General features: G+C 70.3%; 10 protein-coding genes. All 10 read left to right on the top strand.

Annotated elements, in window-relative coordinates; genetic code table 11:
* Positions 1-11 precede the first annotated feature (11 nt).
* Positions 12-512 carry a hypothetical protein gene (locus MET9862_RS12200; RefSeq protein ID WP_142583225.1) on the top strand — a complete coding sequence of 167 codons (501 nt, stop codon included), beginning with the start codon at positions 12-14 and terminating at the stop codon, positions 510-512.
* A gap of 70 nt (positions 513-582) precedes the next feature.
* The gene (locus tag MET9862_RS12205; protein ID WP_142583226.1) at positions 583-1,650 is read left to right on the top strand and encodes a hypothetical protein; all 1,068 of its coding nucleotides are present in this window, start codon (positions 583-585) and stop codon (positions 1,648-1,650) included.
* Positions 1,651-1,771: 121 nt separating this feature from the next.
* A complete protein-coding gene (locus tag MET9862_RS12210) occupies positions 1,772-2,407 on the top strand; it encodes a hypothetical protein (RefSeq protein ID WP_142583227.1) in 636 nt (211 codons plus the stop codon).
* Between the two features lie 23 nt (positions 2,408-2,430).
* Positions 2,431-2,922 carry a hypothetical protein gene (locus tag MET9862_RS12215; protein WP_142583228.1) on the top strand — a complete coding sequence of 164 codons (492 nt, stop codon included), beginning with the start codon at positions 2,431-2,433 and terminating at the stop codon, positions 2,920-2,922.
* A 326-nt stretch (positions 2,923-3,248) separates the two neighbouring features.
* Positions 3,249-4,343, top strand: a complete 1,095-nt coding sequence (locus tag MET9862_RS12220) for a N4-gp56 family major capsid protein (protein ID WP_142583229.1) — start codon at positions 3,249-3,251, stop codon at positions 4,341-4,343.
* Between the two features lie 96 nt (positions 4,344-4,439).
* On the top strand, positions 4,440-4,832 hold the full coding sequence (locus MET9862_RS12225) for a hypothetical protein (RefSeq protein ID WP_142583230.1): 393 nt from the start codon (positions 4,440-4,442) through the stop codon (positions 4,830-4,832).
* 102 nt (positions 4,833-4,934) lie between these two features.
* On the top strand, positions 4,935-5,573 hold the full coding sequence (locus tag MET9862_RS12230) for a phage adaptor protein (protein ID WP_142583231.1): 639 nt from the start codon (positions 4,935-4,937) through the stop codon (positions 5,571-5,573).
* A gap of 7 nt (positions 5,574-5,580) precedes the next feature.
* On the top strand, positions 5,581-6,222 hold the full coding sequence (locus MET9862_RS12235; protein ID WP_142583232.1) for a phage adaptor protein: 642 nt from the start codon (positions 5,581-5,583) through the stop codon (positions 6,220-6,222).
* On the top strand, positions 6,222-7,706 hold the full coding sequence (locus MET9862_RS12240; RefSeq protein ID WP_142583233.1) for a hypothetical protein: 1,485 nt from the start codon (positions 6,222-6,224) through the stop codon (positions 7,704-7,706). The genes MET9862_RS12235 and MET9862_RS12240 overlap by 1 nt, the downstream gene beginning before the upstream one ends.
* A complete protein-coding gene (locus tag MET9862_RS12245) occupies positions 7,703-7,999 on the top strand; it encodes a hypothetical protein (RefSeq protein ID WP_142583234.1) in 297 nt (98 codons plus the stop codon). Before MET9862_RS12240 ends, MET9862_RS12245 begins: the two co-directional genes overlap by 4 nt.
* Positions 8,000-8,084: the final 85 nt, after the last annotated feature.

An 8,084-nucleotide genomic window follows, 5' to 3' on the forward strand; every position in this document is an offset into this window, starting at 1 on the left:
GAGAGCACAGCATGACAGTCGAGAAGAGCGCGGTCCGCGAGGGCACGCGGTGGGATTTCTGCGGCCAGGTCGTTGTCGTCGACGAGGTCACCCCGCGGTCGGTCATCCACCGGGAAGAGCACGGCTTCGGAGATGCGAAGGTCACGTTGATCGAGCAGTTCCTGAGCCGTGCGTCCGATCCAGGCGTCGCGATGCATGCACGCCTGCTCGACGGTCTGCGTCACGCCAGCCACGACCTTCCGACCAAGGGCCCGACTGGGCAGCTTTTGGAGTTGCTGCGCGACGCCGTCTTCTATCAGCTTGAGCGGATGCCGCCTGGGATTCCGGTCTATCGGGCGCCAGAGCCCGTGAACCCCGAGGCCAAGGCGGCCCCCGCTCTCGACAAGGCCGAGGCGCCGCGCGCCGAGCCGGGCGATCTGGTGTGCGATTACGCCGTCGAGATACCCGCGATGGAGCCCCTCCCCGAGGACGAGCCGCGCTTCGGCAAGAAGCGCCGCTTCTCCGGCCTCTGAGCCGCCTGACCACTTCCGCACGGCCGGCGCGTCAGACCGGCCTTCGTCCCATCACGTCACGAGGATACCCATGAACGACTTCGCTTCCGGCGACAGCGGCGACACCTTCACGGCCGAAGAGCAGGCCGCCTTTGACGCCTACGAGCGCGGCGATGATGCCAGCGCTGGCTCGCTGGAGCTGACCGCTGGCAGCGCCGAGCCCCTGGCCGGCGGCGCTGCCGCTCCGGAGCCTGCCGCTGCCGCTGGCGCCCCGGCTGGCGAGGCTGCTGCGCCCGGCGAGGTCGTGGATCCCGAGGACGAGTCCGGGTCGGCCGACGAGAACAAGGGCAAGTTCGTCCGCCATGGCGCGTTCCACCAGGAGCGTGAGCGCCGCAAGGCGGTCGAGAAGGAGCTGACCGAGCTCCGCGAGAAGTTCACCCGCGGCGACGAGCGCATGCGCCTTCTGACCGAGGCCATGCAGCGGCAGGCCGCGCCTGCGGCGCCCGCCGCCGCAGCCCAGGTCGCCCAGCCGACCGAGCCGCCGAAGCGGATCGACCCGAACGAGGACATCTTCGGCGCCTACCGGCAGCTTCAGGAGGACTTCGAGGCGCTGCGGACTGGCCAGACCCAGCAGAGCGAGACGCTGAAGCGTCAGGAGGAGGCCCGTCAGGAGGAGGCCGCGCGCGAGCAAACCCTGACCGCCTACCGCGCGGACATCCAGAACACCGTCCAGTCCGACCCGACCTTCGTGGGCGCCTACCGTCACCTGATCGACGGCCGCGTGAGCGAGATGAAGCTCCTCGGCTACTCGGATGCCGACGCGATCAAGGCGGTGAACGACGAGGAGTTCAGCCTCGTCCAGTCCGCGCTCTCCCGCGGGCAGTCGCCGGCCTCCCTGGTGCTGCAGCTCGCCAAGAGCCGCGGCTTCGTGGCGAAGGCGCCCGAGCCGGCTCCCGCGCCGACGCCCGCCGAGACCCCGGCCGAGAAGGCCGCGCGCACCGCTGCCGGCCAGGCCGGCCCGGGTCGCTCCCTGTCGGCCGCGGGCGGCGCCCCGGCCGGTGAGATCACGGCTGCGATGCTGGCGGAGATGAGCGAGGCCGACTTCGAGAAACTCGTCGCCTCGAACCCCCAGCGCGTCCGCGCCCTGATGGGTGGCTGACGCGTCCTGCATCCCCTCCCGCCGAGAATCGAACACAGGCACGGCTATGAAGCTCCTGCGAACCCTGGCGCTCGTCGCGCTCCTGCCCCTCGTGTCCTCGGCGGCGCTCGCCCGCCCGCCGATGGAGACCAATCAGCTCGTCGATGACGGCGGCGTTCCGATCGGGACCGCGGCGAGCCCCATGTTCGTCGCAAGCGGTGGCTCTGGTGTCGTTGTCACGCAGGGGCCGGCCGCGACTGATACCAGCGCCAACCGCTGGCCGGTCCTCGCCTACCAGGGCGGGACGTGGACCTTCGGTCTCTCGGGCCCAATCCCGGCGGGCTCGAATGTCATCGGTGCCGTGACCCAGTCGGGCACATGGAATTTCGGTCTCTCGGGTGCAATCCCGACTGGTTCCAATGTGATCGGCGCCGTGACGCAGTCGGGCGGACCGTGGACGGTCCAGGGTGTGGCCAATGGCGTTCCGGTCACGAACACGGTTCGCACCAACGGCATCAATCGATCCGGCACGATCGGCACGACGGCCGTGGAGCTGATCGGCCCCAACGGCAACCGGCAGGGCTGGAAGATCAAGAACGACTCGACCGGCGACGTCTGGATCAACTTCGACACCACCGCGACCGCGACGGCCGGCAGCGGCAACATCAAGGTCCCAGCCGGCGGCTATCTCGCCTCGGAGCCCGGCTTCGTGGAGACCGGCACGCTGTCGATCATCGGATCCGCGGCCGGGCTCGCGATCACAGTTCGAGAGTACTGACGCGACGCAAGCCGGAGTTGGCCATGCCGTATCAGGTCGATCCCTCTGCGGTCGCGCAAGCCGCAGTTGCCGCGATGATGCTGGCCGTCCCGCAGCCATCGCAGCAGGTCCCGCCGGCGGCTGCCCTTGATAGCGCTCAGGGCGCATCGTCCCTCTACGCCCGCGCCGATCACACGCACGCAGCGCGGGTGCAGCGCACGGTCCTGACGACGGCCTCCGACGGCACGGCCAAGTGGACCTTCGCAAGGCCTATCGCCGTCTCCGCCGGCAAGCTGCCGCCAGTCGCCTACATGGTCGAGGACACCGGGACGCCTGTCGTCGTGCAGGTGGTCGGTCGCGAGATGACCAGCGACGGCACGACCGACACGCACACGTCGGTGAGCATCAAGGCGCAGCGTTCCCGCACGCTGCCCGCAACGATCGTGGCGCTGTCCGCGCTGATCTCGTTCGATGTCTTCGGGGGCGCTGTTGCGGGTGTGAAGGTGAACCTCTTCGCAGGCGACCCGACGCAGTAGCCTCTTGACCCGACGGGCGAACCTGCCCCAAGGACTATCCGTCGCGAGACGTGCGGGCACTGCCCCGTCTCTCGGCCCTCACCAGCTTCGATCGGTCCGGCACCCGCATCCTGCGATCTCGTGGGGCGCTCGCGCCTGCCCGGTCGTTTTCGCCTGATCGCACGTCACGCGATCCGCACAGCCGCGTCAGAGCCTCCGTCCGCGCCACGCACGGCGCCCGTCCGATCACCGTCCCCAACGGTCACCTGGGGCCCGGCTTCCGTCCGCGGCGCGACGCACGCCCGCACGCACCCCTCCCCACGGAATCCAGCCCACGAGGCAGCCCCATGTACACCGCCTACGGCGCGAACGACGCCATGGCCGTGAAGCTCTGGTCGAAGAAGCTCGCGGTCGAAGCCAACAAGTCCATCGACATCGATCCCCTCATCGGCGAGGGCGACGGCTCGGTCATCCAGGAAAAGACCGAGATGAAGAAGGGCAACGGTGACCAGGTCACCTTCGGCCTTCGCATGCAGCTCAAGGGCAGCGGCTTCTCGTCCTCGGACGTCGCCGAGGGCAACGGCGAGCAGCTCGGCACCAACTCCGACAAGGTCACCATCGACGAGCTCGGCCACGTCGTCGGCGTGAAGTCCGAGAACACGATCGACCAGCAGCGCGTCCCCTTCAACCTGCGCGAGCAGGCCCGCTCCGGCCTCGCCGACTGGTTCCAGACCCGCAAGACGGTGTGCTTCTTCAACCACGTCTGCGGCTTCACCCCGGCGAACCAGGGCGCCAACGCCAAGAAGTTCACCGCCAACAACGTCGTGACCGCCCCCTCGGCCGGCCGCATCTTCCGCCCGAACGGTCGCGCCAACGACGCCGCGCTCGTCGCTGGCGACATCATGACCCTCGACCTGATCGACAAGGCGGTCGAGCTGGCGAAGACCGGCGGCCAGGGCAAGAAGGTGATGATCCGCCCCGTCGTGGTGAAGGGGAAGAAGTACTACATCCTCTACCTCGCCTCGGAGCAGATCACCTCGCTCCGCACCAACACCAACGCCGGCCAGTGGCTCGACATCCAGAAGGCCGCCATGGCCGGCATGCAGTCGAGCGAGAGCCCGATCTTCTCGGGCGCGCTCGGTGAGTACAATGGCGTGATCCTGCGCGAGGCCCAGGACATCACCGCCGGCGTCTCGGCCGATGGCCTCTCGGCGGTGGCCAACACCCGCCGCGCCGTGCTGCTCGGCGCGCAGGCCGCCACCATCGCCTACGGCAAGGCCGGCGGCGACACGCGCTATCGCTGGAACGAGGAACTCCTCGACCACAAGCGCAACCTCGAGGTCTCGGCCTGGGCGATCTGGGGCATGAAGAAGACCACCTACAACGGTGACGACTTCGGCACGATCGTGATCCCGACCTACGCCAAGCCGGCCGACGCCTGATCCGACCTTCCGGACAGCCTGACTGAACCTGCGCGCGGGGCCTGACCGGCTCCGCGCGTCCCCGTTCGCATCCTCCAAATCCAGAGAGGGCCTATCATGGCCACCAACACCGCCCCGGTGCAGCCTCCGGCGCGTGAGTACCGCGCGCAGGTCTCGCACACGGTTCGTCGCTCCGTGTCCTTCTCCGACAGCACCTTCGTCATGCCGGCCTCGATCCCGGCCGGCGCGCTGATCACCTCGACGCAGGTCCTCGTCGCGACCGCCTTCTCGGCCGGCGCCGCCCTCACCGTCGGCTCCGCCCCCGGCGGAAACGACATCGTCGCCGCGGCCGATTCCGCCGTGACCGCTGCCGGCGTGAAGCGCCCGGACACCGCGACCCTGAAGGGTCCGCTCGCGGCCGACACGACCCTGTACGGGACGATCACCGGCGGCCCGGCGGCCGGTCAGGCTGTCGTCGTCTTCCACTACGTTCCGAACAACGACGCCTGATGTCGCTGGTCTGGCTGCACTTCGCGGCAGCCCACCTCGTGACGGCGGAGCCCAGCGCCCCGCCGTCGCCCCCACCCGCACCGCCTCCGGAGACCTCGCCCGATGCCCGACAGCCTGGGGCGGCCGACGCTCGCCGAACTGCACGCGGAGATCGCGGACGACATCGAGCGGGCCGACCTCGCACCGCAGATCGCGACGGCGGTTGAGCGGGCGATCCGGTACTTCCAGCCGGAGCGGTTCTTCTTCAACGAAGGCTTCGTAACCTTTCGGACCACGCCCGGCATGGACGTCTACGCGGCCGGTGATGCCGCGGCGATTCCCGACCTGATGGCGATCGACAGCGCCGTGGTGGTCGAGAACGACCAGACCTGGACACTGCGTCGTGTCGACGAGGCCTGGATCGAGCGTGCGGACGATCAGGCCAGCGCGGCCTATCCGTGCGCCTTCTCGTACTTCGCGCGCTCGGTCCGGCTCTGGCCGGTGCCGTCGGGCGAATGGACGGTGCGCCTGATGGTGCATCAGCGCCTGCCCGTGCCGCCGCTCGAGCAGGGCAACGCCTGGACCGACGAGGCGAGCAGCCTGATCGCGGCCCGCGCGAAGCGGCATCTCGCCCTCAACGTCCTCCGGGATCCCGCGATGGCTCAGGCGCAGGCCGTCATCATGGCGGACGAGCTCGAAGCGCTGCGCGGCCGCTCCAACGTGATCGCCTCCACGGGGCAGGTCGCGGCCTACTACCTCTGAGGCGCCGATGGCCGCGATTACCGATCTGGCGAGTCTGAAGGTCGCCGTCCTCGACTATCTCGACCGTCCCGACCTCGACGGCGCCTTCGCGACCTGGCTGCCGCTCGCGGAGAGCCACTTCAACGCGATCCTGCGCGCGCGCGAGATGGAGGCCGTGACCGAGCCGTCGGCGCCGTCCGCCGCGATCGATCTGCCGGCCGATTTCCTCGAGTGGATCGCGGTCGACTGGTCGGGGAGCGGGCGCGTCGCGCACCCGACCTTCGCCGAGGCCAACAGCCCGGAGGCGCGCTTCCGGCACCGACCCGGCGGTGACCCGCAGTATTTCACGGTCTCGGCGGGCAAGGTCCGCATGGTCCCGGCCAAGCCCGGCGCGATCGTGCTGACCTACTACGCCGCGCTGCCGCCGCTCACCGCCGCCGCGTCCTCGAACTGGCTGCTCGCGCGCGCGCCGGACGCCTACCTCTATGGTGTGCTGGCGGAGGCCTCTCTCTTCCAGAAGGACCCGAACGCGGCGCAGGCCTATACCGGGCTGATGCTCGGCGTCCTGCAGGCGCTCGGTATCAAGGCGGACACCGCGAAGGTGGCGCGCCGCTCCGGGCGGACGGCTGAACTGGAGGCCTCGGCGCAGGCCGTGAGGCGGCCCGAGTGATGGGTGCCGCCGTCGCGCTCGCACCCTTCGCGCCGGATGTCGCCTCGGTCGACGCCACGGTCTCGGCCGTCGCCACCAACGTGACGCCGCGCGCCGACGGCTACGGTCCGATTGCCGCGCCCATGTCGATCTCGGCGCCGCTGCCGGCCGACTGCCGCGGCGCGATCCAGATCCAGAGCCCGGCCTTCGGCTTCCCGGTCTACTTCGCGGGCACCGGGACCAAGCTCTACCGCTTCAACATCGGGACCGCGGCCTGGGACGATGTCTCGGCGGCCGGCGTCACCTATGGCGTGCCGCCCGGCGATTACTGGTCCTTCGCGGTCTACGGCACCCGCCTCGTGGCGACCTGCCTCGGCACGCGCCCGCAGGTGATCGACATCGACGTCGGCAAGCGCTTCCGGAACCTCGGCGGCTCGCCGCCGCGGGCCCGCCATTGCGGCGTGGTCGGCGAGTTCCTCGTGCTGGCCGGGCTCGCCTCGGACCCGAACGCGGTGCAGTGGTCGGACCTCGGCGATATCGAGGCTTGGCCGCTCGGCATCGCCAACGGCCACCAGGGCGACATCCAGCTATTCCCCGACGGTGGCGCGGTCACGGGCTTTGCCGGTGGCGAGTTCGGCATCGTGTTTCAGGAGCGCACCATCCGCCGGATGGTGTTCTCGCCCGGCTCGGCCACCGTGTTCGACTTCTCCATCTTCGAGGAGAACCGCGGCGCAGTCGCGCCCTGGTCGATCGCCAAGGCCGGCGCCCGGGTCTTCTTCCTCGACCGCGACGGCTTCTATCTGTTCGGCGGTGGCGCCTCGACGCCGATCGGGACCGAGCGGGTGAACCGCTTCTTCGCCGGCCGGGTCGATCCGAACGCCGTCGCCCAGGCGGTCGCGATTCGCGACGCCACGGGGCCGCGCGTGCTCTTCGCCTACCGGAGCAAGGCGGCGCCGGCCGACAGCCCGACGCTGCTCGACGAGATCCTCCTGTACGACTGGCTGCTCGACCGCTGGTCCTTCGTCATGCTCTCCGTGCGCTTCGGCCTCGTCGCGGCCACGCCCGCGGTGTCGATCGACAGCATCCCCGGCTCGCTCGACGATCCCGGTCAGAAGAGCCTTGATGATCCCGCCTATGCGGGCGGCGCCCCGGCGCTCGGCGTGATGACCGCCGACAACCGCCTCGGCCTGCTCACCGGGCCGTCCCTCGAGGCGCTGTTCGAGACGCCCGACGCGATGCTGGCGCGGCCGAATCGGGCCTTCATGCGCGGGGTCCGCCTCGACAGCGACGCCGACGACTGGCGCGCCGCCATCGGCACCCGCGAGAGCCTGGGCAAGTCGGTCCCGGTGCGCTGGCGTGCCGAGACCGGCCCGAACGCCGAGCGCTTCGCCCCCTGCCGGGCGTCGGGGCGCTACCACCGGGCGCGCGTGCGCATCCCGGCCGGCACGGCCTGGTCCTACGCCTCCGGCATCGAGCCCGATGCGACGACGGAGGGCGGCCGATGATCGTCCCGGGCAACGGCGAGAAGGACCTCGCGAAGTTCGCACAGGCCATCCGCGAGATGGCGCAGGGCGGCTCGAACGCGCTGGGCGATGTCACGCTCGCCGCGGACACGATCTCGACCGATGTCGAGGACTCGCGCTGCTCGGAAGGCGCCAAGATCGACCTGTGCCCGCTCTCAGCGGCATCGGCCGACGCGCGGGTCTGGCTCGCAGCAACGCGCCGCGGCGGCTTCACGCTCGGCCACGACGCGGCCGGCACCAATCGGTCCTTCCGGTACGAGGTCCGGCGACCCTGATGCGTCTCCAGGCGATCGACCACACCGACCTCGCAGCAGCGTGGCGGATCGCGGAGCCGTGGCTCGCGCGGGCCTGCGCGCGGCC

Source organism: Methylobacterium symbioticum (assembly GCF_902141845.1).
GTDB lineage: Bacteria > Pseudomonadota > Alphaproteobacteria > Rhizobiales > Beijerinckiaceae > Methylobacterium > Methylobacterium symbioticum.

Coding starts and splice junctions, on each gene's coding strand:
- MET9862_RS12200 (WP_142583225.1), top strand. CDS start 12: ATGACAGTCGAGAAGAGCGCGGTCCGCGAGGGCACGCGGTGGGATTTC.
- MET9862_RS12205 (WP_142583226.1), top strand. CDS start 583: ATGAACGACTTCGCTTCCGGCGACAGCGGCGACACCTTCACGGCCGAA.
- MET9862_RS12210 (WP_142583227.1), top strand. CDS start 1,772: ATGGAGACCAATCAGCTCGTCGATGACGGCGGCGTTCCGATCGGGACC.
- MET9862_RS12215 (WP_142583228.1), top strand. CDS start 2,431: ATGCCGTATCAGGTCGATCCCTCTGCGGTCGCGCAAGCCGCAGTTGCC.
- MET9862_RS12220 (WP_142583229.1), top strand. CDS start 3,249: ATGTACACCGCCTACGGCGCGAACGACGCCATGGCCGTGAAGCTCTGG.
- MET9862_RS12225 (WP_142583230.1), top strand. CDS start 4,440: ATGGCCACCAACACCGCCCCGGTGCAGCCTCCGGCGCGTGAGTACCGC.
- MET9862_RS12230 (WP_142583231.1), top strand. CDS start 4,935: ATGCCCGACAGCCTGGGGCGGCCGACGCTCGCCGAACTGCACGCGGAG.
- MET9862_RS12235 (WP_142583232.1), top strand. CDS start 5,581: ATGGCCGCGATTACCGATCTGGCGAGTCTGAAGGTCGCCGTCCTCGAC.
- MET9862_RS12240 (WP_142583233.1), top strand. CDS start 6,222: ATGGGTGCCGCCGTCGCGCTCGCACCCTTCGCGCCGGATGTCGCCTCG.
- MET9862_RS12245 (WP_142583234.1), top strand. CDS start 7,703: ATGATCGTCCCGGGCAACGGCGAGAAGGACCTCGCGAAGTTCGCACAG.